General features: G+C 47.8%; 27 protein-coding genes. 19 read left to right on the top strand and 8 right to left on the bottom strand.

From position 1 onward, the window contains the following. Positions 1-70 precede the first annotated feature (70 nt). The 5 genes from H8K29_RS07315 (at position 71) to H8K29_RS07295 (ending at position 4,993) form a co-directional block, all read left to right on the top strand. A complete protein-coding gene (locus tag H8K29_RS07315) occupies positions 71-1,306 on the top strand; it encodes a multidrug effflux MFS transporter (protein ID WP_186897025.1) in 1,236 nt (411 codons plus the stop codon). A 347-nt stretch (positions 1,307-1,653) separates the two neighbouring features. Continuing rightward, positions 1,654-2,634, top strand: a complete 981-nt coding sequence (locus H8K29_RS07310) for a porin (protein WP_186882870.1) — start codon at positions 1,654-1,656, stop codon at positions 2,632-2,634. 231 nt (positions 2,635-2,865) lie between these two features. Then, positions 2,866-3,228 (top strand): hypothetical protein, encoded by a 363-nt coding sequence (locus H8K29_RS07305; protein WP_186897024.1) that lies wholly within the window; start codon positions 2,866-2,868, stop codon positions 3,226-3,228. Positions 3,229-3,257: 29 nt separating this feature from the next. Beyond that, a complete protein-coding gene (locus H8K29_RS07300) occupies positions 3,258-4,223 on the top strand; it encodes a homoserine kinase (RefSeq protein ID WP_186897023.1) in 966 nt (321 codons plus the stop codon). Next, the gene (locus H8K29_RS07295) at positions 4,220-4,993 is read left to right on the top strand and encodes a BPSS1780 family membrane protein (RefSeq protein WP_186897022.1); all 774 of its coding nucleotides are present in this window, start codon (positions 4,220-4,222) and stop codon (positions 4,991-4,993) included. The genes H8K29_RS07300 and H8K29_RS07295 overlap by 4 nt, the downstream gene beginning before the upstream one ends. Here the strand turns inward: H8K29_RS07295 and H8K29_RS07290 are convergent. Continuing rightward, the gene (locus H8K29_RS07290) at positions 4,984-5,439 is read right to left on the bottom strand and encodes an OsmC family protein (RefSeq protein WP_186882874.1); all 456 of its coding nucleotides are present in this window, start codon (positions 5,437-5,439) and stop codon (positions 4,984-4,986) included. The two genes, H8K29_RS07295 and H8K29_RS07290, sit on opposite strands and share 10 nt — an antisense overlap. Positions 5,440-5,730: 291 nt before the next feature. Between H8K29_RS07290 and rplM the strand changes: the two genes are divergently transcribed. The 11 genes from rplM (at position 5,731) to H8K29_RS07235 (ending at position 14,378) form a co-directional block, all read left to right on the top strand. Continuing rightward, on the top strand, positions 5,731-6,159 hold the full coding sequence (gene rplM, locus H8K29_RS07285) for a 50S ribosomal protein L13 (RefSeq protein WP_186882875.1): 429 nt from the start codon (positions 5,731-5,733) through the stop codon (positions 6,157-6,159). A 9-nt stretch (positions 6,160-6,168) separates the two neighbouring features. Then, complete coding sequence (rpsI, locus tag H8K29_RS07280) at positions 6,169-6,561, top strand: 30S ribosomal protein S9 (protein WP_162039944.1); 393 nt, start codon at positions 6,169-6,171, stop codon at positions 6,559-6,561. A gap of 149 nt (positions 6,562-6,710) precedes the next feature. Beyond that, complete coding sequence (gene argC, locus H8K29_RS07275; protein ID WP_186897021.1) at positions 6,711-7,748, top strand: N-acetyl-gamma-glutamyl-phosphate reductase; 1,038 nt, start codon at positions 6,711-6,713, stop codon at positions 7,746-7,748. A 52-nt stretch (positions 7,749-7,800) separates the two neighbouring features. Continuing rightward, a complete protein-coding gene (locus H8K29_RS07270; protein WP_255423291.1) occupies positions 7,801-8,481 on the top strand; it encodes a DUF6776 family protein in 681 nt (226 codons plus the stop codon). Positions 8,482-8,559: 78 nt separating this feature from the next. Next, a complete protein-coding gene (locus H8K29_RS07265; protein WP_186882878.1) occupies positions 8,560-8,952 on the top strand; it encodes a polymer-forming cytoskeletal protein in 393 nt (130 codons plus the stop codon). 50 nt (positions 8,953-9,002) lie between these two features. Further along, positions 9,003-9,353 (top strand): iron-sulfur cluster insertion protein ErpA, encoded by a 351-nt coding sequence (gene erpA, locus H8K29_RS07260; RefSeq protein WP_186882879.1) that lies wholly within the window; start codon positions 9,003-9,005, stop codon positions 9,351-9,353. A gap of 140 nt (positions 9,354-9,493) precedes the next feature. After that, complete coding sequence (locus H8K29_RS07255; protein ID WP_186897019.1) at positions 9,494-10,981, top strand: FAD-linked oxidase C-terminal domain-containing protein; 1,488 nt, start codon at positions 9,494-9,496, stop codon at positions 10,979-10,981. A gap of 32 nt (positions 10,982-11,013) precedes the next feature. Beyond that, positions 11,014-12,078 carry a glycolate oxidase subunit GlcE gene (glcE, locus tag H8K29_RS07250; protein ID WP_186897018.1) on the top strand — a complete coding sequence of 355 codons (1,065 nt, stop codon included), beginning with the start codon at positions 11,014-11,016 and terminating at the stop codon, positions 12,076-12,078. Between the two features lie 6 nt (positions 12,079-12,084). Continuing rightward, on the top strand, positions 12,085-13,314 hold the full coding sequence (glcF, locus tag H8K29_RS07245) for a glycolate oxidase subunit GlcF (protein WP_186897017.1): 1,230 nt from the start codon (positions 12,085-12,087) through the stop codon (positions 13,312-13,314). A 9-nt stretch (positions 13,315-13,323) separates the two neighbouring features. Further along, complete coding sequence (locus H8K29_RS07240) at positions 13,324-13,656, top strand: CidA/LrgA family protein (protein WP_186897016.1); 333 nt, start codon at positions 13,324-13,326, stop codon at positions 13,654-13,656. Further along, positions 13,653-14,378, top strand: coding sequence for an LrgB family protein (locus H8K29_RS07235; protein WP_186897015.1), 726 nt, complete (start codon positions 13,653-13,655; stop codon positions 14,376-14,378). Before H8K29_RS07240 ends, H8K29_RS07235 begins: the two co-directional genes overlap by 4 nt. Positions 14,379-14,414: 36 nt before the next feature. Here the strand turns inward: H8K29_RS07235 and H8K29_RS07230 are convergent, their stop codons facing one another. From H8K29_RS07230 to H8K29_RS07220, 3 genes are read right to left on the bottom strand one after another with little or no spacing between them, the layout of a single operon-like run. Beyond that, a complete protein-coding gene (locus H8K29_RS07230) occupies positions 14,415-14,900 on the bottom strand; it encodes a glutathione peroxidase (protein ID WP_186882885.1) in 486 nt (161 codons plus the stop codon). A gap of 2 nt (positions 14,901-14,902) precedes the next feature. Beyond that, on the bottom strand, positions 14,903-16,039 hold the full coding sequence (locus H8K29_RS07225; protein WP_186882886.1) for a PilT/PilU family type 4a pilus ATPase: 1,137 nt from the start codon (positions 16,037-16,039) through the stop codon (positions 14,903-14,905). A gap of 24 nt (positions 16,040-16,063) precedes the next feature. Then, positions 16,064-17,107: a type IV pilus twitching motility protein PilT gene (locus tag H8K29_RS07220; protein ID WP_186882887.1), complete on the bottom strand. Its 1,044-nt coding sequence runs from the start codon at positions 17,105-17,107 to the stop codon at positions 16,064-16,066. A 132-nt stretch (positions 17,108-17,239) separates the two neighbouring features. On the opposite strand from H8K29_RS07220, the gene H8K29_RS07215 reads away from it, so the two are divergent. Beyond that, the gene (locus H8K29_RS07215; protein WP_186897014.1) at positions 17,240-17,944 is read left to right on the top strand and encodes a YggS family pyridoxal phosphate-dependent enzyme; all 705 of its coding nucleotides are present in this window, start codon (positions 17,240-17,242) and stop codon (positions 17,942-17,944) included. Beyond that, a complete protein-coding gene (proC, locus tag H8K29_RS07210) occupies positions 17,934-18,761 on the top strand; it encodes a pyrroline-5-carboxylate reductase (protein ID WP_186897013.1) in 828 nt (275 codons plus the stop codon). Before H8K29_RS07215 ends, proC begins: the two co-directional genes overlap by 11 nt. A gap of 6 nt (positions 18,762-18,767) precedes the next feature. Here proC and H8K29_RS07205 read toward each other — a convergent pair whose 3' ends face one another. The 4 genes from H8K29_RS07205 to ubiA all read right to left on the bottom strand — a co-directional run bounded on the left by H8K29_RS07205 (position 18,768) and on the right by ubiA (position 20,800). Continuing rightward, positions 18,768-19,079, bottom strand: coding sequence for a YqjK family protein (locus H8K29_RS07205; RefSeq protein ID WP_186897012.1), 312 nt, complete (start codon positions 19,077-19,079; stop codon positions 18,768-18,770). Between the two features lie 8 nt (positions 19,080-19,087). Next, entirely contained in the window at positions 19,088-19,471 is a 384-nt protein-coding gene (locus H8K29_RS07200) for a phage holin family protein (RefSeq protein ID WP_186897011.1), read from the bottom strand. 3 nt (positions 19,472-19,474) lie between these two features. Continuing rightward, positions 19,475-19,786, bottom strand: coding sequence for a YqjD family protein (locus H8K29_RS07195; protein WP_186882892.1), 312 nt, complete (start codon positions 19,784-19,786; stop codon positions 19,475-19,477). Positions 19,787-19,933: 147 nt separating this feature from the next. Then, on the bottom strand, positions 19,934-20,800 hold the full coding sequence (gene ubiA, locus H8K29_RS07190; protein ID WP_186897010.1) for a 4-hydroxybenzoate octaprenyltransferase: 867 nt from the start codon (positions 20,798-20,800) through the stop codon (positions 19,934-19,936). A 515-nt stretch (positions 20,801-21,315) separates the two neighbouring features. On the opposite strand from ubiA, the gene H8K29_RS07185 reads away from it, so the two are divergent. Continuing rightward, positions 21,316-22,101 (top strand): helix-turn-helix transcriptional regulator, encoded by a 786-nt coding sequence (locus H8K29_RS07185; protein ID WP_255422767.1) that lies wholly within the window; start codon positions 21,316-21,318, stop codon positions 22,099-22,101. The last annotated feature ends 37 nt before the right edge of the window (positions 22,102-22,138 follow it).

Raw genomic sequence — 22,138 nt, 5'->3', positions numbered from 1 at the left:
AAATATTTCGCCTTTTTTCTTTTTTTTTGTAACAGCATTTTATTTATTTTTTTGAATGATTGGGTAACAAATGCACTCCCGCCAACAGCTCAGCAATGCCGGACTTGCCACTTTATTAGCTGCACTGGCGATGTTGGGACCATTTTCCATTGATACTTATTTACCAGCTTTCCCTAATATACAGAGCAGCCTGGCGGCAACTTCACTGGAAGTCCAGCAGACGCTCACCGCTTATATGTTGTCGTTTGCGTTTATGACTTTATGGCATGGCGCGCTGTCGGATGCGTTCGGGCGGCGTAACGTCATTCTGGCTGCCTTAGCGATTTTTGCCGTCGCCAGTTTTGGTTGCGCGTCGGTACACAGCATTCATTACCTGTGGGGATTTCGTATTCTGCAAGGCGTCTCGGCCGGTGCCGGGATGGTGGTCGGACGGGCAATGATCCGTGATCTTTATGCCGGTGCTCCGGCAGAACGCTTGTTGTCGATGGTGACAATGATCTTCTCGATCGCTCCTGCAATTGCGCCGATACTCGGCGGCTGGATTGTGGGTTTTATGAGCTGGCGCGCAATTTTTTTATTGCTTTTTTTATACACAATTGCGTTATGGTTTGCCTGCTTTAAGTTCTTGCCTGAATCTTTACCGAAAGATAAACGGCAGGAATTCAGTATGGAGTTTCTATGGCTTAGTTACCGAAAAGTATTTAAGTCTCCTTTATTCCATCTAAAAGCCGGTACTGTTGCCTTTAATTTTGCTGGCATGTTTTTATATGTTTCTGCCGCCCCGGTGTTTATTACTCAACATCTGAAGCTTGCTGCCGATCAGTTCGGCTGGCAATTTGTCCCCTCTGTCGCTGGCATTTTTTTAGGTGCTCTTGCGGCAAACAGACTGGCTGGCAAACTCTCTGTATGGAAGCAGGTAAGTATCGGTTTCTGCTTCCTTATCGGAGCGTCTGTTTTTAACGTGACATTTCATTTTTTCTCTGCGCCAGTGCTGCTCTGGTCGGTAACTCCGTTGTTTTTTTACACGTTTGGCATGTCACTGGTTGCACCAGGCGCGACCTTGCTGGTTCTGGACTTGTTTCCTACAATCAGAGGTATCGTTGCGTCCTGCCAGTCGGCAACGTTGACTTTACTTGGGGCAGTAATTGCTGGTGTTGTCGCGCCGGCGTTAGATCATTCGGCTCTCTCGTTAGCCCTTGGTCAGCTGGTTTGTGCATTGATTGCGGCAGCGCTCTGGTACAGCGGCCGTGCCTACTGGCGGTCGAAAACGGCGCAGAAACAAAATGCATGGGAAACCGTCGGATAAATATGTTTTTTTCTATCTATTGAAAAATACGGGATATCCCTTATCTGACTGGTGCTGTGCAGCAAAGGTAAAAAATGCCTATAATGCGAGCCTGGACATCGCTGGCTTTGTTAAATACCTGATTAAATTTTTCAAAATTGGCTATGTCTTTATATTGCAACGCTCTGTAAGTCCTTGTTTATTAAGTAGTCTGATTTCATCAAAATGTCATTTTTCGCAGGTATCGTGACATTTGTCATTGGATCAATTATTGGTTCAAGGCTGTAAATTGACCTGCAATTCAGTTTTTTGCCGCGTTTTGTTTGTGGTGCAGCAAAAATTTAACATTCATTTTTGGATACTAGACAATGAAAAAATCATTCCTCGCACTTGCTCTGATGAGTGCATTCTCTGGCGCAGCTTTCGCGCAATCTTCCGTAACTATCTACGGTATCGTTGACATGGGCGTGGTTCGTGATGACAACGGTTCTGGCGCAAAAACTTCTTTGGATAGTGGCGTTCAAAACGGTTCACGTCTGGGCTTCAAAGGCGTTGAAGATCTGGGTAGCGGTCTGAAAGCAAACTTCGTTTTGGAAATGGGTTTGAAAACTGATACTGGCGCGTCTGATCAAGGTGGTCTGGCTTTCGGTCGTCAAGCTTATGTTGGTTTGTCCGGTGATTTCGGTTCTGTGAACCTGGGTCGTCAAAAATCTGTAACTTATGACATCGGCGATAACGTTGATCCATTCCACATTGGTCTGGCTGGCGACATCGGTCGTTTGTTCAAAACATCGACACGTACTGACAATGCAATCACTTACTCTACAAACAGCCTGAGTGGTTTTGTAGGTTCTGTGCAATACGGCTTCGGTGAAGTTGCTGGTAATAATTCTGGCAACCGTAAAGTTGGCGTTTCCGGTGTTTACTCTGAAGGTCCAGTGTACGCAGCAATCGCTTACGAAAAACTGAACGATGCAGCTGGTAATGATGCAAATGCTGGTAAGAAAACATTCGTTGGTGGCACTTATGACTTCACAGTTGTAAAAGCTCACGCTGCATACGAAACTATCAAAGGCGGCACTAACGATGAACGCATTTGGATGATCGGCGCGACAGTACCGTTTGGTCCAGGTGCATTTGTAGCTGACTTCACACAAGCTAAAAACAAAGCAGTTGCTAACGCAGATGGCAAACAATTCGCTATCGGTTACACATACGATTTGTCTAAACGTACAGACATCTACACATCGTTCTCTCGTACAACTAACGACAACAACGGTAAATACAATGTAGCTGCTGCTGGTCAGACAGACAAATTGCTGAACGTTGGTATTCGTCACAAGTTCTAATTGAATTCGGGCTTACACCCGAATTAATTTAGAAAATTCAAAAAGGAGTCGTCGTCAGACGACTCCTTTTTTTATCGAATTTGGAACCGTATATTCTCTGTCAGTGAGAGCACTGCTTTGTTACAATGTCTGCCAGTTCAAGCCAATTGGATATTAACCATGAAAAAAATGTCGAAAATCCTGTCAGGAGTTCTTTCTGGCCTCTTTTTGTTGAGTTTCGCAGGAGTAGTATTGGCTCAGACGCAAAAGCCCGACCAGGCGCCACCTAAGCTGGATAAATTGGAAGACGGCGCAGCAGATCCTTCATTATCTGTAGGCAAACCTGAACCAAAGAATAAAGTAACTGAGAAACGCAATAATGCTGGCAAAGTCACTGAAGTTCAGGTGAAGTCGGGCAAAAGTAATTACACCTTAAAAGCGGATCCTGAAGTCGGTAATGCGCCCAAAGGTACCGTTCAGGGAAATGCAAACCGGGCGCCGCAGTGGACTATTCTCGAATTCGGCGGAAAAAAAGAAAGCAAAGAAATCGAGCAGCCGCCTGTATTGCCACCAGCTTCAGCGCAGGCCGTACCAGCCAGTGCTACAGGTAAGTAAGTTTTCTATTCTATTTTTGCGATATCACAATGGCAGTTTTTACCTCAGTCACACTCGACGACCTCAGTTCCTGGATAAAACAATTCCCGTTGGGAAAAGCGCTGGCAATTAAAGGGATTGCATCTGGAATTGAAAATAGTAATTTTTTTATTACGACAGAGACCGGTGAGTATGTTCTGACGATTTTTGAAAATCTGACTTTCGAGCAATTACCGTTTTACCTGAAGTTAATGCGCCATCTTGCAGACAGAGGAGTATTGGTACCCGCACCTGTTGCGAATATCGATGGCGAGTTGGTGACAGCTTTACACGGAAAGCCTGCCTCTATCGTCAGCAAGTTAGAAGGGGCATCGCAGATGCATCCTGAACCCGTGCATTGTGCCGCAGTCGGTGCGATGCTTGCGCTCATGCATCTTGCTGGAAAAGACTTTCCCTTGTATCAGGAAAATTTACGTTCTTTGAACTGGTGGCATGAAACCACGCCGAAAGTTCTTCCTTTTCTCTCTGATGAGTTGAGACATCTGTTGTGCGCAGAGGTGCATTATCAGGATGCCTTTGACAGCACGCCAATCTATCGTGCTTTGCCAAGAGGACCTGTCCATGCGGATTTGTTCCGTAATAACGTCATGTTTGATGGCGAAAAGCTGACAGGTTTTTTTGATTTTTATTTTGCGGGCTGCGATGCCTGGATTTTCGATGTTGCCGTGACCGTGAATGATTGGTGCATCGATACTGCAACCGGTGAGTTGGATGTTACGCGGGTAAGGGCTTTGTTGAATGCTTATCATCTGGTGCGGCCGTTTACTCCTGAAGAGTCGGTTGCCTGGAAGCCGATGTTGCGGGCAGCCGCTCTGCGTTTTTGGTTGTCCCGCTTGTATGACTACTACCAACCACGAGATGCAGAAATGCTGACGCCGCATGATCCCGCACACTTTGAACGGATTTTACGTTTGCGCGAGTCTTTGCCTGTCCCCCCTTTAACAAGTGATTTATGAATTCAGTACCAGCTTCAACGGGGTGGGTATGGGTTAAACGTGGTTTTGCCCTGTTTCGCCAGCAACCTGCAGAAATGTTGACACTCTTTTTTGCATATATGTTTTTTAACATGGGAATTAGCTTGGTGCCATTTATCGGCCGCTTTTTGCCTCTGGTGTTAATTCCCGTATTTGCCATGAGCTTTATGCAGGCTTGCCGTCTGATTGAGGATGGTGTGCGGGTGAAACCGACTGTGTTGCTGGTAGGTTTTCGTTCTGAATTCTTTTTACGTTTATTCGCTTTGGGTTGCCTGTACCTGCTGGCCATTTCCGGCGCAGCATTGATCTCGCAACTTTTTGACGATGGTGCCTTATTCGAGTTTATTTCCAGTGAAAAGCCAGTTGATCCTAAGGATTTACCTCAAGGGCGTCTGTTTTTAGGAATGTTGATGGCGGTACTTGCCTTTTTGCCGGCTTTGATGGCTTTCTGGTTTGCGGGGCCGTTAATTATGTGGCGCGGGATGTCAGTACCAAAAGCGCTGTTTTACAGTTTTTTTTCGGTAAAACGTGCCGCCAAGGCGTTTTTGATTTACGCACTTTCCTGGTTCCTCATTTCAGGATTATTGCCAGCCATTTTTGTTGAGATCTTAGCGCTGGTCACAGGCAACACCGGTTTTGTCGTGTTGTTGATGATGCCTGTTCTGGCTTTATTGACGACGATCAGGTATTGCACGTTTTATCCGACATATCTGGATATTTTTGAGCAAGCTGAAGAGCCCGTTCATCCCTGAGTATCGTGCTCAGAAGGTGTCTCAGCATCTTCAATGATTTCATAGCTGTGCGTCATCTGAGCCGTTTTTTCAAGCATGATAGACGCAGAGCAGTATTTTTCATGTGAAAGTTTGATTGCGCGTTCGACCAGATTAGCTTTTAACTGACGTCCACGAACCGTGAAGTGAAAGTTGATTTTGGTAAAAACTTTAGGTTCTGTCTCAGCTCTTTCCGCGCTGAGCTTTACATCGCAGCCACGTATATCTTGTTTACTCTTACGTAAAATTAATACGACATCGTAGGCCGTGCATCCGCCCGTTCCCAATAACACCATTTCCATCGGGCGTGGCGCCAGATTGTGACCACCACCTTCCGGTGCACCATCCATTAAAACTGCATGGCCTGAGCCAGTTTCTGCCAAAAAAGACATGCCAGATAAGCCTGTCCAGCGTACGGTAGCTTCCATTTATTCCTCGTTATGATGTGATCTAAGTCGTTAGAGATTTTACTGCATATGATTCTGGCGAATCGGAGAGCCTGCATCAAATTATTATTTATTTAAAAATATATTTGCCGATCTGCTTGGGAAATTTATGGAAATTTTGCTTAAAATTTAAACAGTTCTTGCACTAACTCCTTGAAAACCCTATAATTTCCGATTCTCAATTTGCCCGACTGAGAGTTTAACAAGGGAGAGTCTGCCAGATCATGGGCAGAACCACCAAAAAAGGGCGTATTTAACTTTTTAGGATTCAACATGAAAACCTTTTCCGCTAAGGGCCATGAGGTTCAGCGCGACTGGTTCGTGATTGACGCGACAGATAAAGTACTCGGACGTGTTGCCAGCGAAGTGGCACTCCGTTTACGCGGCAAACATAAACCAGAATTTACTCCACACGTAGACACAGGCGATTTTATCGTTGTTGTTAATGCAGGCAAACTGCGCGTGACTGGCACTAAAGCTCTGAACAAAACATACTACCGTCACACTGGTTATCCAGGCGGTATCTATGAAACAAATTTCACGAAAATGCAACAGCGTTTTCCAGGTCGTGCACTCGAGAAAGCAGTTAAAGGCATGTTGCCTAAAGGCCCACTCGGCTATGCAATGATCAAGAAGCTGAAAGTCTATGCAGATGCAACACATCCGCACGCAGCTCAGCAACCACAAGTACTCGACATCTAAGGATTAGCCATGATCGGTAATTACAACTACGGAACTGGCCGTCGCAAGAGCGCAGTTGCTCGCGTATTCCTGAAATCCGGCAGCGGCAAGATCGTTGTCAACGGCAAACCAGCTAACGAGTACTTCTCTCGTGAAACTGGCCTGATGGTCATCCGTCAACCTCTGGAACTGACTAATAATCTCGAGACATTCGATATTATGGTTAACGTTCACGGCGGCGGCGAATCCGGCCAATCCGGTGCAGTTCGTCACGGTATCACTCGCGCTCTGATCGACTACGATGCAACTTTGAAATCTGAATTGTCCAAAGCTGGTTTCGTTACTCGTGATGCACGCGAAGTTGAACGTAAAAAAGTTGGTCTGCGCAAAGCACGTCGCGCAAAACAATTCTCCAAGCGTTAATTTTTTATCGCTGGCAGGAATTGCTACAAAAAGCCGCCTCTGGGCGGCTTTTTGCTTTTGTGTGCTGATTGCGGATGAGTTCCGTGAAGTGCGTTTTGAGATGAGCGACTGCTGTTAAAATAGCGGAAAATTTCTTGCAAGGAACGTCAATGATTAAAGTTGGAATAGTAGGTGGCACGGGTTACACCGGGGTTGAGTTATTGCGTTTGCTGACAATGCATCCAGCAGTGGAACTGACGGCAATTACTTCGCGTAAAGAGGATGGCTTACCTGTGGCGGACATGTATCCATCACTACGTGGGCGTGTTAACCTGGCATTCTCTTCGCCTGATAAAGCAAAGCTGACGGAGTGTGATGTCGTTTTTTTTGCGACACCTCATGGTGTTGCTATGGCACAAGCGCAAGAATTGTTGATGGCTGGTGTCAAGGTAATTGACCTTGCCGCAGATTTCCGGATGCAAGATGTTGCGCAGTTCGAGAAATGGTATGGCATTCCACACACGTGTCCTGATGTGCTGAGCGAAGCTGTTTATGGTTTGCCTGAGCTGAATCGTGATGCGATCAAAACCGCACGGGTTATTGGTAATCCGGGTTGTTATCCAACGACCATGCAATTGGGTTTCTATCCATTATTGAAGGCGGGAATTGTTGATGCAACGGATTTGATTGCTGATTGCAAATCCGGAGTGTCAGGTGCCGGACGTAAGGCTGAAATCGGTATTTTGTTTTCCGAGGCGAGCGACACATTCAAGGCTTACGGCGTTTCAGGCCATCGCCATACACCGGAGACCGTAGAACAATTACAGCGTATGACTGAGCAAAAAGTGGGACTGTTATTCACTCCTCACCTTGTTCCGATGGTACGCGGTATGCACTCAACGTTGTATGCTCGCCTGAACACTGATATCAGTAATGACGAATTACAGGTTTTGTTTGAAAGTACCTACAAAGATGAGCCATTCGTTGACGTTATGCCATTTGGTTCTCATCCGGAAACACGTTCTACCCGCGCTTCCAATATGCTGCGTATTGCGTTGCACCGGCCAAATAATGGCAAAACTTTGATCGTTCTTGTCGTGCAGGATAACCTTGTAAAAGGTGCATCCGGGCAGGCTGTGCAGTGTATGAATCTGATGTTTGGATTGGATGAAGTAACAGGATTGCAGCATATTCCTGTTTTGCCGTAATTCATTCATGGCAAAGAAACGACTCTGGCAACGACGCCATCTAGCGTCGAAAATGACCATTACGCATCAACAGCCGTGGCCGCTCCGGCTGGCCATGCTGGCATTGGTCATTGCACTGACGTCTGCTGTCGCATGGTGGATCTATGATCTTGGAAAGAGCTTTGCATTCGGAACAAAGTTTAATCTGAATCAGATGCAGTCACTTGAAACACAGGTAAAAGAGCTGACAGCTGAGCGCGATAAGTTGTTACTGGAAGCAAACACGATAGAAAGTAAGCAGAACATTGATCGTTCTATGCAGAAAGAGCTGACGGATCAGATCAAAGCGCTGACTGCAGAAAATCAAAAGTTGAAAGATGATCTGGCTTTTTTTGAAGGCGTGATGCCTTCAACGACTGGGAATGATGGTATTACCGTTCAGAATCTGAAGATAGAAATGCTCGCACCCGGCCAATTGCGTTATCGAGCTTTGGTAATGCAAGGCGTAAAAAATGGCAGAGATTTTAATGGTGAATTACAATTTTTATTAGGTTTGGTGCAGGCAGGTAAACCTGCTACGATGTATTTTCCTGATCCCAAATCGGGCGAAGCTGGTAAATTAAAATTATCGTTTAGACATTACCAGCGATTGGAGGGAGTCATTACCCTTCCGGATGGTGCGGTCGCCAAAAATGTCCAGGTAAAAGTGTTAGACCGGGGGCAAGTCCGCGCTCAACAAGCGGTTAATTTATAAACCAGCATCAATTATTTCTGAGTTGGATGATGAAGCTCATGAATATTTTTGATCTATGTCCTGAAAAGGAATTCTTTCATGTTCAGTCGTAAAACCAAAAGCACTATCGATAGCCTTATTGGATCCACTACAAGAATTGAAGGCGATCTGCATTTCAAAGGTGGCTTGCGCATTGATGGACACATTCGTGGCAACGTTATTGCTGATACTGAATCATTGAGCATGCTGGTCATTTCAGAGCAGGCCGTTATTGATGGTGAAGTAAGGGCGGCACACATCGTCGTGAACGGTGTGATTAACGGGCCAGTGTTTTCAACAGAACTGTTAGAGTTGCAGCCTAAGGCAAAAATTTCTGGTGACGTTCACTACAAAACTCTGGAGATGCTCAGTGGTGCTCTGGTATCCGGTAAACTCACGCATGATCTTGCTCAAGAGCCTGCAACTCTGAAACTTGCAGCGTCCAATGCATAGTTCCGGAGTCGGGACTATAATGAGAACATCTTAGATCCAAGGAGCAAAAAATGAATGCTGTAGCCGAAATGCCAACACCAATCAATTTCACAGAAAGCGCAGCTGCAAAAGTTGCTCAGTTGATTGAAGAAGAGGGTAATCCTGATTTGAAATTACGCGTTTTTGTACAAGGTGGCGGATGTTCAGGTTTTCAATACGGTTTTACGTTCGATGAAATCACGAATGAAGACGACACCACCATGACAAAAAATGGTGTGCAGTTGTTGATCGATTCTATGAGCTATCAGTATCTGGTGGGAGCTGAAATCGATTATAAAGATGATCTGGAAGGTGCACAGTTTGTGATTAAAAATCCTAATGCCTCCACCACTTGTGGTTGCGGATCTTCATTCTCCGTGTAAGCACCCTGAATGCTAAAAAAAGGACGCTGTGGCGTCCTTTTTTTATGTCCTGAAAAAAATTCAGTCAGTAAAGTTTAAAGTATTCATCCCAGATACATCAAAGCTGATTACACTGACAAAAAAACAGATGGGGTAAAGCGATGGAGCAAAACAGTTCAAATGATTTGTATGGCGGGCGGCAGCAGGAAGTCGTGAAGGCGCTGCGCCAGGTATTGCCAGGGCATTGTGTCTTGCATCATGAAGAAGATGTTCGTCCATATGAATGTGATGGTCTGGCAGCCTACCGCCAGTTGCCCATGATCGTTTGTCTGCCGGAAAATGAATCACAGATTATCGCGGTGATGGAAGTTTGCCGCCGTTTGAACGTTCCTATCGTACCGCGCGGTGCAGGAACTGGCTTATCTGGTGGCGCGATGCCGATCGCCGATGGTGTCGTGTTATCTACTGCCAAATTCAATAAAATTCTGAAAGTAGATGCTTACTCGCGAACGGCTGTGGTTCAACCGGGTGTGCGTAATCTGGCAATCTCGGAAGCCGTATCACCTTTAGGTTTGTATTATGCGCCGGATCCCTCGTCGCAGATTGCCTGCACGATAGGCGGCAACGTAGCGGAAAACTCTGGTGGTGTTCACTGTCTGAAGTATGGTCTGACCGTACACAATGTGCTGCGCGCGCGCGTAGTCACCATTGACGGTGACGTTGTTGAGTTGGGTAGCGAAGCGCTGGATGCTCCGGGTTTAGATTTGCTGGCGGTTTTTATCGGCTCAGAAGGAATGCTCGGAATCGTCACCGAGGTGACGGTCAAGCTGGTGCCTAAACCGCAGGTTGCGCGCGTCATTATGGCCTCATTTGATGATGTGGTGAAAGGCGGAAATGCGGTCGCAAACGTGATTGCTGCCGGTATTATTCCCGCAGGTTTGGAGATGATGGATAAAACATCGTCACGCATGGTCGAACCCTTTGTTAAAGCCGGTTATGACATCAATGCGGAAGCGATTTTGCTGTGTGAGTCTGACGGCACGACGGAAGAAGTTGAGGAGGAAATCGCGCGTATGTCTGCCGTGCTGGAACAGGCTGGTGCGACGGCAATTGCGGTTTCCCAGAGCGAAGTGGAACGTTTGCGTTTCTGGTCCGGTCGTAAAAATGCGTTTCCCGCAGCGGGACGTATATCGCCGGATTATTACTGCATGGATGGCACGATTCCCCGGAAGCGCTTATCGGAAGTCTTGATAGGCATTACTCATATGGAAGAAAAATATGGTTTGCGCTGCGCAAATGTGTTTCATGCCGGTGACGGTAACTTACACCCGTTGATTTTGTTTGATGCGAATCAGGAAGGCGAGTTTCTGCGGGCTGAGGCATTCGGTGCGGAGATACTGGAATTATGTGTAACCGTCGGCGGCACGATTACTGGCGAGCATGGTGTTGGTATAGAAAAAATTAATTCCATGTGTGTGCAATTTTCGCGTGAAGAGCTGGATGCTTTTTTTGCCGTGAAGCGTGCATTTGATCCCCATAGTTTGCTGAATCCGGATAAAGCGATACCAAGCTTGCATCGCTGCGCTGAATATGGGCGTATGCATGTGAAACAGGGAAATCTGAAATTTCCGGATTTACCTCGTTTCTGAGAAAAATAAAAAACATACAGATGGACACAGTGATGAACAACATAATCGAAGGCTTCCGGGAACGGATATTAAATGCCTCGCAGAACCACCTTCCACTGCAAATCGAAGGCGGTGGCAGTAAGCGTTGGTATGGACAGGCTCCGCAAGGTGACGTGCTTGATACCCGGGCGTATTCCGGCATTCTGGCGTATGAGCCGACCGAACTGGTATTGACAGCACGCTGCGGTACACCGCTTGCCGAGATCGAGGCACTACTGTCCGAAAACAATCAGATGCTGGCATTCGAGCCGCCGAAATTCAGCGCAACGGCAACCATAGGAGGCATGCTCGCCTCAGGCTTGTCAGGTCCGCGCCGTCCGTATGTCGGGGCTGCACGTGATTTTATTCTTGGTGCGACATTGATGGATGGCCGTGGACAAGTACTGGAGTTCGGTGGCCAGGTCATGAAGAATGTTGCTGGCTATGACGTCTCGCGTTTGCTGACAGGCTCCATGGGAACATTAGGTCTGGTGCTGAATATTTCCGTCAAAGTGTTGCCGCGGCCATTTGCGGAAACGACATTGGTATTTGCGTTATCCGAAGCCGATGCGATTCAGAAGATGAATGAGTGGGCAGGACAGGCATTGCCGTTGTCCGGTAGCTGTTGGCACGTGGGGCGCCTGATGTTGCGACTCTCCGGCGCTGAGGCTGCTGTGCGCGCCGCGAAGCAGCGGTTGGGAGGCGAAGAGATGCAGGATGCCGCTTCTGCCTGGAATGATTTGCGCGAGCAGACGCATGATTTCTTTTCACAGGATGAGGCACATGGTTTGTGGCGCTTATCCGTTCCTTCCACCACTGCACCTTTAGCTTTGACCGGGAAGTCGATGATAGAGTGGGGTGGTGCGCAGCGCTGGTTGTTCAGCGACGAGAGCCCTGCAACGATACGCGCTGCGGCACAAGCTGCTGGCGGTCATGCGACCTTATTCCGTGGCGGTGACAAGAGTATCGGCGTCTTTACGCCCTTATCCGCTCCGCTGGCAAAGATACATCAGCGTCTGAAAGTCGCTTTCGATCCCTCAGGTATTTTTAACCCTGGCCGCCTGTACAAGGACTTTTAATTCGCTATGCAAACTAATCTCGCAGACTTTATTAAGAATACCCGTGAGGGTAAAGAGGCCGATGACATATTGCGCAAATGTGTGCATTGCGGTTTTTGTACAGCGACTTGCCCTACCTATCAATTGCTGGGTGATGAACTCGACGGCCCGCGTGGCCGCATTTATCTGATCAAACAGGTACTTGAAGGCAAAGTCGCCACTGAAAAAACACAGCAACATCTGGATCGCTGCCTGACTTGCCGTAATTGTGAGTCGACCTGCCCGTCAGGTGTTCAGTATGGTCGCTTGCTGGATATTGGTCGCAAGGTCGTGGAAGAGCAGGTGCCGCGTTCGCTTAAACAAAGGCTTATCCGGAGCACGTTGAAAACGATGTTGCCGACGCCCTGGATATTCAAACCGGTAATGAGTCTGGGTCAATCCGTCCGCCCATTATTGCCCAAAGCGTTGCAGAATAAGGTTCCTGAAAGACTAGCTGCCGGATTATGGCCGCAGCAACAGCATGCGCGGAAAATGTTATTGCTGGATGGTTGCGTGCAGCCATCGATGTCACCGAATATTAATTATGCGACCGCCCGAGTGTTGAACACCTTAGGTATCGAACTGATCCGTGCTCCGAAAGCCGGATGCTGTGGTGCTATCCGTCATCATCTGAATGAGCAGGACGCGGCACTGGATGATATGCGCAATAACATTGATGCCTGGTGGCCATATGTAGAGTCTGGTGCCGAAGCCATCCTGATGACCGCATCCGGCTGTGGCGTGACCGTGAAAGAATATGGGCATCTGCTTGCGCATGATGAGGCTTATGCCGAAAAGGCGCAGCGTATCTCTGCTCTGACCCGCGACCTGAGTGAAGTGTTACCTGCATTTGAGAGCGCGCTGGTTGGCAGATTACAAGGCAAACTCAGACAACGTATAGTCTGGCATCCGCCTTGTACTTTGCAGCATGGCCAGCAAATTCGCGGCAAAGTCGAAGGCTTGCTGAAAGCGCTGGGAATTGATGTGCAGATGTGTGCCGACAGCCATTTATGTTGTGGCTCGGCAGGCACCTATTCTGTTTTGCAACCGGAATTGTCTTATCAGTTGCGGGATAAAAAATTACACAATCTGCTGGCGACAAAACCAGACATGATTTTATCGGCGAACATCGGTTGCCTGACGCATTTGCAATCAGGAACAGATACACCGGTCAAACACTGGGTCGAATTAATTGATCATGCGTTATCCAGCACCTGAGTCAACATCATGATCCGGACGTTTTTAATACTCCTGATTTTTCAGTGTCTGGGCGAAGGTTTTGTCTTTATGTCGAAAATGCCCGTCCCAGGACCCGTTATCGGGATGTTGTTGCTATTTGGATTTTTGTTGCTGAAAAAAGAGGCTGCTCCCAAACTGATACCAGGCGTGCAGGAGTTACTCAGACATTTATCCCTGCTGTTTATTCCGGCCGGTGTTGGCATCATGGTGCACGGAAAAACTGTCTTGGATGAATGGATACCGTTGGTCATCGCACTGGTGCTGAGTACAGCAATTTCGATTGTTGTGACAGCCTTGTGTGTGAAGTGGATGTCGCGATGAACGCAAGATTAGCAGATGTGTGGGTTTATCTCGCGGCATCGCCTCTGTTGGGGCTGACTGCAACGCTGCTTGCCTATCAACTTGCCTATGCGATCTATGTCCGATGTAAATTCAGCCCGCTTGCGAATCCGGTCGCGATTGCCGTCGCAATGCTCGTGCTGGTGTTAATCGGAACAGGTACGTCGTATCAGACCTATTTTTCAGGTGCGCAGTTCGTCCATTTTTTACTGGGGCCGGCAACAGTTGCTTTGGCTGTGCCCTTGTATCAACAGATGAATAAACTCAGGTCTCAGTGGCGGGCATTTCTGCTTGCCGCCGTGATGGGGAGTGCGTCTGCGATTATCACCGCAATGTTGCTCGCACAATGGTTCGGTGCATCGCATGTGACGGTGTTATCACTGGCGTCAAAATCGGTAACGATGGCGATTGCGATGGGGATTACGGAAAAAGTCGGCGGCTTACCTTCCCTGACTGCAGCATTGGTCATGCTGACTGGCATACTCGGCGCGATGATGGCGACGGGTATCCTGAATTTTCTGCATATCAAAGATGACAGCGTACGCGGCTTTGCATTAGGCGTGAGTGCGCATGGCATAGGAACTGCCAGAGCTTTTCAGTTAAGTGAGGAAATGGGCGCTTTTGCAGGCCTGGCAATGGGATTGTCAGGGTTACTGACAGCAATATTTTTGCCGCTGGCATTGCAATGGTTGGGGATAATATGATCTTTCCCAACCATACAATGCAACTGAAAACACGACTTATTTTCCGGCGATCAGGTTTTCCACGTCCTGAATAATATCTGCCGGTGCTGTTTGCGGCGCATAGCGTTTAAATACCGAGCCGTCTTGCTTAATCAAAAATTTAGTGAAATTCCACTTAATCGCCTGTATGCCCAAAAGACCGGGCGCTTCAGATTTCAGGTGTTGAAACAGCGGATGCGCATTTTTGCCGTTGACATCAATTTTCTCAAACAGAGGAAAAGTAACGCCATAATTTTTTTCGCAGAAACTGCCGATTTCATCAGCCGTTCCCGGTTCCTGATGACCGAATTGATTGCATGGAAATCCAAGCACCACCACGCCCTTGTCTTTAAACTGCTGATAGACCGCTTCCAGGCCTTTGTATTGGGGCGTAAAACCGCATTTACTAGCGGTGTTAACGATCAGTACCACTTTTCCCAGATACTGTTTCAGGTCAACAGCTTGTCCCTGCAGATTAGTGACGGTGTAATCAAGTGCGCTCATAGTTAAACGATGCCTAAATGGTGGGTGCCAGCGCTAAGGTCGCGCTCTTTTGACTCTTTACCCTGCAACATGATTGCGAGACGTAATTCGTTCACAGAATCCGCATTACGCAGTGCATCTTCGTAGGTAATTTTGCCGGCTTCATGCAAATCAAATAAATCCTGGTCAAACGTACGCATACCGAGTTCACGTGATTTCTTCATGATTTCTTTGATCTCATGCACTTGGCCTTTGAAGATCAGATCGGAAATCAGTGGTGAGTTCAGCATGATTTCAACTGCGGCGACGCGGCCTTTACGTCCTTTTAACGGTATCAGACGTTGTGAAATGACGGCTTTCAGATTCAGTGATAAATCCATCAATAATTGCGCCCGACGCTCTTCCGGGAAGAAGTTGATGATACGATCCAGTGCCTGATTTGAACTGTTTGCGTGCAAAGTTGCGAGGCATAAATGGCCAGTCTCTGCAAATGCAATCGCAAAATCCATGGTTTCACGATCACGGATCTCGCCAATCTGAATGACATCAGGTGCCTGACGCAACGAGTTTTTCAACGCGGCTCCCCAGTCTTCCGTATCGATACCGACTTCCCGCTGTGTCACGATGCAATTCGCATGTGGATGCACATATTCGATAGGGTCTTCAATGGTGATGATATGACCGTAACTGGATTGATTGCGGTGGCCTACCATCGCCGCCAGTGTGGTTGACTTGCCTGAGCCAGTTGCACCGACCATGATCACCAGACCACGTTTGGTCATCACAACCTCTTTGAGGTTTTCCGGTAAACCCAGGTCTTCTAATTTAGGAATGGCCGTGGTGATTGTCCGCAATACAAGGCCGACACGACCTTGCTGCATAAAGGCGGAGACGCGAAAGCGTCCCATGCCGGCAGGATTAATCGCGAAGTTACATTCTTTGGTCGATTCGAATTCAGCTGCCTGCTTATCGTTCATGATAGCGCGAGCCAGATCAACCGTATGTGCCGGTGTCAGTGGTTGGTTCGATACTGGTGTCACTCTGCCGTCGATTTTAAACGCAGGAGGGAAGTCAGCGGTGATGAATAAGTCAGAACCATTTTTACTCAGCATCAGTCTGAGCAGGTCATGCATGAATTTGGTTGCCTGATCGCGTTCCATGTTCGTCTCTTTCTATCTGCTCAATTAACCTGGGAAATTTTCCGGAATTTTCGCTGCTGCACGTGCTGTGCCCACCGAAATCACGTTGCGCTTTACCAGATCAGTCAGGTTCTGATCCAAAGTCTGCATACCCATGTTGTTACCGGTTTGTATTGCAGAATACATCTGAGCAATTTTTGCTTCGCGAATCAGATTACGAATCGCGGGTGTGCCGATCATAATTTCATGGGCAGCAACGCGTCCCGAGCCATCTTTGACTTTCAGCAGCGTTTGCGAAATCACGGCCTGTAAAGACTCTGACAACATCGATCTGACCATTTCTTTTTCTTCAGCAGGGAAAACGTCGACAATACGATCTATCGTTTTAGCAGCGGAAGACGTATGCAAGGTGCCGAAAACTAAGTGGCCTGTTTCAGCGGCGGTCAATGCCAGGCGAATTGTTTCAAGATCACGCAACTCGCCGACCAGAATCGCATCCGGATCTTCACGCAAAGCTGAACGCAATGCGTTATTAAACGACATGGTATGCGGGCCGACTTCACGTTGGTTGATCAGGCATTTTTTTGATTCATGCACAAACTCGATAGGATCTTCGACGGTCAGGATATGTCCGTATTCATTCTCATTCAGGTGATTCACCATCCCGGCAAGCGTGGTTGATTTTCCTGAGCCGGTTGGGCCGGTAACCAGAACCAGACCGCGAGGTTTTAAAGCAAGGTCAGCAAAAATACGCGGCGCATTCAATTGTTCCAGCGTTAAAATTTTTGATGGAATCGTACGCATAACGGCAGCCGGGCCACGCTCCTGATTAAACGCATTCACACGGAAACGTGCCAGTCCCGGAATCGCAAAAGAGAAGTCACACTCCAGAGTTTCTTCGTAAATTTTGCGCTGCGAATCATTCATGATGTCGTAGATCAACTCATGTACATCTTTATGCTCGAGTGGCGGCAAATTAATTCGACGTACGTCGCCGTGTACCCGTATCATTGGTGGCAGACCCGATGATAAGTGAAGATCGGAGGCGTTATTCTTGACGGAGAACGCAAGCAGTTCAGAAATGTCCATTTATAATTCCGGTAGTTGGTGTACGTCTTTTATGACAATCGCGATAAAGCGGCGACAAAGCGTAGTGCATTTTGCTCTAATAAAGAAGAGCAAGCAAAAAATTGATGAAGTTCCCTACAAAATTTTCTGATTATGTCCTTAATTTCTAACAACTTGCAAGCCGTACTTGATGACATCCGGGCAACAGAACTGAGGTTTGATCGTCCGTCGAAGTCGGTCAGACTGTTAGCTGTTTCTAAAACTTTCGGTGCGGAAGCGATTCTGGAGGCTGCGCAGCATGGGCAAACTGCTTTTGGCGAGAACTATCTTCAGGAAGCGTTAGAAAAAATGACTCTGATACAGAGCAACTCGCCTGAGCTACACCTCGAATGGCATTTTATCGGGCCGATACAGAGTAACAAGACAAAACCAATCGCCGAGCATTTTGACTGGGTGCATTCGGTGGACAGAGAAAAAATCGCAGTTCGCTTGTCGGAGCAACGACCAGCAACCATGGCCGATTTAAATATCTGCCTGCAAGTTAACATCAGTGGCGAAGAGAGTAAAAGCGGCGTCGCTCCGGAAGACGTGGTAGCGCTGGCGTTAAGAATCGCCACATTACCTCGTATCCGTTTGCGGGGATTGATGGCGGTGCCCGAACCAACCTCGGACGTCGCACAGCAGCGTCAGGCATTCCGTCATTTAAGAGAGTTAGGCGAAAAAATATCGGCGCAGGGAATTTCCTTAGATACCTTATCGATGGGGATGAGCAGCGACTTGCATGCTGCAATCGCCGAGGGCAGTACGATGGTCAGGATAGGAACCGGAATTTTTGGGAGTAGAAATTATGCAAAATAAATTAAAGATTGCTTTTATCGGTGGCGGCAACATGGCGTCCGCACTGATTGGCGGATTGCTGCCGGATTTTACGGAGCCAGAATATATTCATGTAATCGACGTGAATCAAACGTCTTTAAACAGGCTGGAAACAGAATTCGGGGTGACCACTGCGTTAAGTATTGATGAGCGTTTGCAGGCCATGGATGTGATTGTTCTGGCTGTTAAGCCGCAGCAATTGCGCGATGTCATCGGCGCATTGGCGCCATTCATTCAACACCAGTTGTTACTTACAATTGCCGCAGGCATACGCACGACAGATATTTCCCGCTGGCTGAATTCATATCCGACCATTGTCCGTGCAATGCCGAACACGCCTGCATTGATTGGGAAAGGTATTACTGGTTTATATGCGATGCCGGGCGTCAGCGAGCAACAGAAAAAAGTCGCAGATGACATTCTGCGCTCGGTCGGGCTGACTTCCTGGTTAAGCGAAGAGCATCTGATTGATGCTGTGACTGCTGTTTCCGGCAGTGGCCCAGCTTATGTCTTTTATTTTATTGAAGCGATGCAGGAGGCTGCAGTTGCACTCGGACTGAGTGCAGAACAGGGAACGCAATTTGCCATCGAGACTTTTGAGGGCGCAGCACAACTGGCGATGCACTCGAATGAACCCGTTGCGGTGTTACGGGAGCGGGTGACTTCTAAGGGCGGGACCACTTATGCCGCTTTGACCAGCATGGAAAATAGCGAAGTGAAACAAGCGATCATCCGTGCCATTCAAGCCGCAGCAGCCAGAGGTGCAGAGCTGGGCGATGAATTTGGTCAGCAGGAATAAGCTGCCTTATTGATTTTCAGCTTGTTTAAGCAATGGCGCAAGTTTGCGCCATGTTTGCCAGGCTCGTAATGAGGTCGTTATGAAGGACAAGGCGCGGGCAGGCTTTACCACATAAACTGCCGCTGCAATCACCACGCCTAATATTGGTTTTTTTCTGACTGCGACCACAACTTTCGCCGCGCAATTCAGACTGAATTCAGCAAACTCGATTGACTGCTGAAGCTCTTGCGTCTGTAAAGACAATAGCTGTCTTTGCGCATGTACCTTCAGTACTAGCGCTTCGCGGCGGAAAGCAAGTTTTTCTTTGTAAGCCGACATTATTTTCCTCAGTTCGGAGTGGAGTGAGGAAATTTATCGCGCAGTGCCTGCCCATCTTTTTCTAACTCTGACAAGGTCAGTGAGAGCAGTCTTGGCTTTACTTGCAACTGCTGGTGTATCCACCAGGTAATGCCCGCAGCCGCAACTGCAAACACGGCAATCAGACCTGAAATTAACTCAATTCTGTGGGTGTCCCAAAATACAGCGATCAACAGAACCACAATCAGGACAACGGCACAACAGGCACAAAACAGCGCCGTCAATGACCATAGAAGAATAGAGGAAAAGCGGCTGAGCTCCTCCTCTATTTCGACCGCAACCAGTTCCAGGCGTGTATGGACGATGCCTGAAAAGGTCGCGATGAGTCTCCCCACAGAGTCGAGAATAGCCATGAGTTACTTACTACGTCCGATCAGCAAACCGAGCAGCAAGCCAACACCTGCGGCAATACCGGCAGATTGCCATGGATTTTCTTTCACGTAGACATCGGTTGCTTTCGCTGCATCTTTTGTTCTGGTAATGACCAGATCTTCAACGCGCTGAACTTCAGCCTTCGCATTTTTCAGCGTCTGCTCAAAACGCGCTTTCGCCGATTTGAAGCCTTCACCCGTCTGCTGCTCTGTATTTTTCAACATTTCTTCGGCATCGCGTATGACCTGATTCAGATCGTGCATCAATTGATCTTTGTGCTGTTCTATTGAGCTCATCGTATTTCCTTTAAAAATGTTGATAAAGAGTATCTGTTGATAGTCTAGGTAGTACAACATAACAGCTTTTGCGACAGATCAAACAGAGTGGCACTTATTTGTTACGCTGGCTTATGGCGCTGGCGTTCATTACTTTGATCGTCGCATTTAATGTAATACATAGTCAACAGCAACACCAGCAAAGATTGCCGCCCCCAGCCAGTTATTGTGCCTGAACGCGGCGAAGCAGCGCATCCGGTCGCGGTCTTTGATCAGGTTGTAATGATAGATCGCGCAGGCGGCCGCGACGGCGATGCCAGCGAAAAACCAGCTACGCAGACCATAAGAGTAACCGATCAAAGTGATCATCGCGAGGCTGATGACGTAACAGAGCATAATCGCCTTGACGTCAAACTGACCAAAGGTAATCGCGGAGGTTTTGATCCCGATTTTAAGATCATCATCTCTGTCCACCATCGCATATTCGGTGTCATACGCAACCGTCCAGAATACATTGGCGACCAGCAGCATCCATGCAGTCCATGGCACGGTGTTTTGTACAGCCGCAAATGCCATCGGAATGCCGAAACCATAAGCGATGCCAAGATAAGCCTGAGGGATGCCGAAAAAGCGCTTGAAATACGGATAGGTCGCGGCAATCACGACCGCAAGAATAGACAATTGTTTCGTTAACGCATTCAGCGGAAGAATGAGTGAAAAGGCGAGTAACGATAATACCAACGCAATCAGCAGAGCTTCTTTGCCGGATACTTTGCCGCTGGTCAAAGGGCGATCTGCAGTACGTTTGACGTGCTTGTCAAACTCTCTGTCTGCGTAGTCATTCACCGCGCAGCCAGCAGAACGCATCAGTGCAGTACCAAGACAAAAGATCGCAACCAGTTTGCCATCGGGTGCGCCGTCAGTCGCCAGCCATAGGGCGATCAGTGTCGGCCACAACAGTAATACGATGCCGATAGGTTTATCGAGCCGTACTAGTTTTAAATACCATTGCAATCGCGAGAGTAAAGCGTTCATGTCTTAAAGCGGAGTGATTTTAGCCCCGCCATTATAAGTGCGATTTGCGCTTGTATTTGCGCTTGTTCCAGTGCGCCTCCTGGCTGAGCACAGTCCTGCAAATGTCTCAGGTAAGCAATGACGATTGGCCTCTGTTGGCAGGTGCGCGTCGCCAATCAGTATCCGAGCGGTAATTCACCGGACATTCGGCTTCTGTGGCTGAAGAGCAAGCGGGCTTGAATGGTTTGTCGCTTGTTCTTCCTATCACGTAGCCCGAGGTAAAAACGGCCAGGGTAACGCAGATACAAGCGAGATATCGGATGATTGATTTCATTTCTTACTTTCAATGTCAGATGAGAAGTGGCCCTGATGGAATTGGATGACCGGAGTGGCATTCAGGGACGACGATAAGTAAAAAAAGAGTTTCTCAATACTGTGAACTTCGTACTATTAAAATGTTCAAAGAATAAATTTTCAAGATAATTGGTATTGAAAGACGATATTATTCGCGAACTGCTTATTCGATGGAGGCGCAATTGAGTTCACCTGAATTACTGCTGAATGTGTTACGGACAGAGCTGCGTGCCGCTGGTGTGACTTATAAAATTCTGGCCGAACGTATAGGCATGAGTGAGTCCAGCGTTAAGCGCATGTTTGGACAGAAAGATATGAGTTTGTCGCGTCTGGCGCAGATATGTAAGGCGTCAGGTATCGCGATGGAGGATGTCTTGCGTCAGGCGGCGGACGTCGCTCCACACTCGGATAATCTGACGTTGGCGCAGGAAAAATCCCTGATTGCTGAACCTAAATTATTGTTAGTGGCAATCTGTTGCCTTGGTCACTGGACCTTAGAGCAGATTGTGGACACTTACGAGATCAGTCCGGCGGAAACAATATTGCATCTGGTCGCACTGGATAAACTGGAATTGATTGAATTGCGGCCGAATAACCGTTACCGGTTGAATGTTTCACCGGCATTTCATTGGTTGCCGGATGGTCCAGTACAACAGTTTTTCCGGGACTACGTCGTCAGCGATTATTTCAATGGCCGCTTTGATCATGTGGGCGAAACCTTGCTATGTGTACCGGCGCGGGTTTCCAGTCGCAGTGCGCAGGAAATCGTACAAAAAATTCAGCAATTGGTGGCAGAACTGGCGCGCCTGCATCAGGAAGACCGCAAACTCAGGCCGGAAGAAATCGATGGCTTTACTTTGCTGGTCGGTTTCCGTTCATGGGAATTTTCTGCGTTTACCGCTTTACGTCGTCCTGAATCTAAGCCTGCGATGAGCAGCATTACTCATCAGATTGCAACGAAGAAGTAGAATTACAGATGTCGCAGACGGATGCGCATCGGTATCA

It is taken from the genome of Undibacterium sp. CY21W (assembly GCF_014284265.1).
Taxonomy (GTDB): Bacteria; Pseudomonadota; Gammaproteobacteria; order Burkholderiales; family Burkholderiaceae_D; genus Undibacterium; species Undibacterium aquatile.
This window is presented reverse-complemented; position numbering and strand designations above follow the sequence as displayed.

Excerpts from the sequence above, each read along its gene's own strand:
- H8K29_RS07315 (WP_186897025.1), top strand. The coding sequence starts at position 71 with ATGCACTCCCGCCAACAGCTCAGCAATGCCGGACTTGCCACTTTATTA.
- H8K29_RS07310 (WP_186882870.1), top strand. The coding sequence starts at position 1,654 with ATGAAAAAATCATTCCTCGCACTTGCTCTGATGAGTGCATTCTCTGGC.
- H8K29_RS07300 (WP_186897023.1), top strand. The coding sequence starts at position 3,258 with ATGGCAGTTTTTACCTCAGTCACACTCGACGACCTCAGTTCCTGGATA.
- H8K29_RS07295 (WP_186897022.1), top strand. The coding sequence starts at position 4,220 with ATGAATTCAGTACCAGCTTCAACGGGGTGGGTATGGGTTAAACGTGGT.
- H8K29_RS07290 (WP_186882874.1), bottom strand. The coding sequence starts at position 5,439 with ATGGAAGCTACCGTACGCTGGACAGGCTTATCTGGCATGTCTTTTTTG.
- rplM (WP_186882875.1), top strand. The coding sequence starts at position 5,731 with ATGAAAACCTTTTCCGCTAAGGGCCATGAGGTTCAGCGCGACTGGTTC.
- rpsI (WP_162039944.1), top strand. The coding sequence starts at position 6,169 with ATGATCGGTAATTACAACTACGGAACTGGCCGTCGCAAGAGCGCAGTT.
- argC (WP_186897021.1), top strand. The coding sequence starts at position 6,711 with ATGATTAAAGTTGGAATAGTAGGTGGCACGGGTTACACCGGGGTTGAG.
- H8K29_RS07270 (WP_255423291.1), top strand. The coding sequence starts at position 7,801 with ATGACCATTACGCATCAACAGCCGTGGCCGCTCCGGCTGGCCATGCTG.
- H8K29_RS07265 (WP_186882878.1), top strand. The coding sequence starts at position 8,560 with ATGTTCAGTCGTAAAACCAAAAGCACTATCGATAGCCTTATTGGATCC.
- erpA (WP_186882879.1), top strand. The coding sequence starts at position 9,003 with ATGAATGCTGTAGCCGAAATGCCAACACCAATCAATTTCACAGAAAGC.
- H8K29_RS07255 (WP_186897019.1), top strand. The coding sequence starts at position 9,494 with ATGGAGCAAAACAGTTCAAATGATTTGTATGGCGGGCGGCAGCAGGAA.
- glcE (WP_186897018.1), top strand. The coding sequence starts at position 11,014 with ATGAACAACATAATCGAAGGCTTCCGGGAACGGATATTAAATGCCTCG.
- glcF (WP_186897017.1), top strand. The coding sequence starts at position 12,085 with ATGCAAACTAATCTCGCAGACTTTATTAAGAATACCCGTGAGGGTAAA.
- H8K29_RS07240 (WP_186897016.1), top strand. The coding sequence starts at position 13,324 with ATGATCCGGACGTTTTTAATACTCCTGATTTTTCAGTGTCTGGGCGAA.
- H8K29_RS07235 (WP_186897015.1), top strand. The coding sequence starts at position 13,653 with ATGAACGCAAGATTAGCAGATGTGTGGGTTTATCTCGCGGCATCGCCT.
- H8K29_RS07230 (WP_186882885.1), bottom strand. The coding sequence starts at position 14,900 with ATGAGCGCACTTGATTACACCGTCACTAATCTGCAGGGACAAGCTGTT.
- H8K29_RS07225 (WP_186882886.1), bottom strand. The coding sequence starts at position 16,039 with ATGGAACGCGATCAGGCAACCAAATTCATGCATGACCTGCTCAGACTG.
- H8K29_RS07220 (WP_186882887.1), bottom strand. The coding sequence starts at position 17,107 with ATGGACATTTCTGAACTGCTTGCGTTCTCCGTCAAGAATAACGCCTCC.
- H8K29_RS07215 (WP_186897014.1), top strand. The coding sequence starts at position 17,240 with ATGTCCTTAATTTCTAACAACTTGCAAGCCGTACTTGATGACATCCGG.
- proC (WP_186897013.1), top strand. The coding sequence starts at position 17,934 with ATGCAAAATAAATTAAAGATTGCTTTTATCGGTGGCGGCAACATGGCG.
- H8K29_RS07205 (WP_186897012.1), bottom strand. The coding sequence starts at position 19,079 with ATGTCGGCTTACAAAGAAAAACTTGCTTTCCGCCGCGAAGCGCTAGTA.
- H8K29_RS07200 (WP_186897011.1), bottom strand. The coding sequence starts at position 19,471 with ATGGCTATTCTCGACTCTGTGGGGAGACTCATCGCGACCTTTTCAGGC.
- H8K29_RS07195 (WP_186882892.1), bottom strand. The coding sequence starts at position 19,786 with ATGAGCTCAATAGAACAGCACAAAGATCAATTGATGCACGATCTGAAT.
- ubiA (WP_186897010.1), bottom strand. The coding sequence starts at position 20,800 with ATGAACGCTTTACTCTCGCGATTGCAATGGTATTTAAAACTAGTACGG.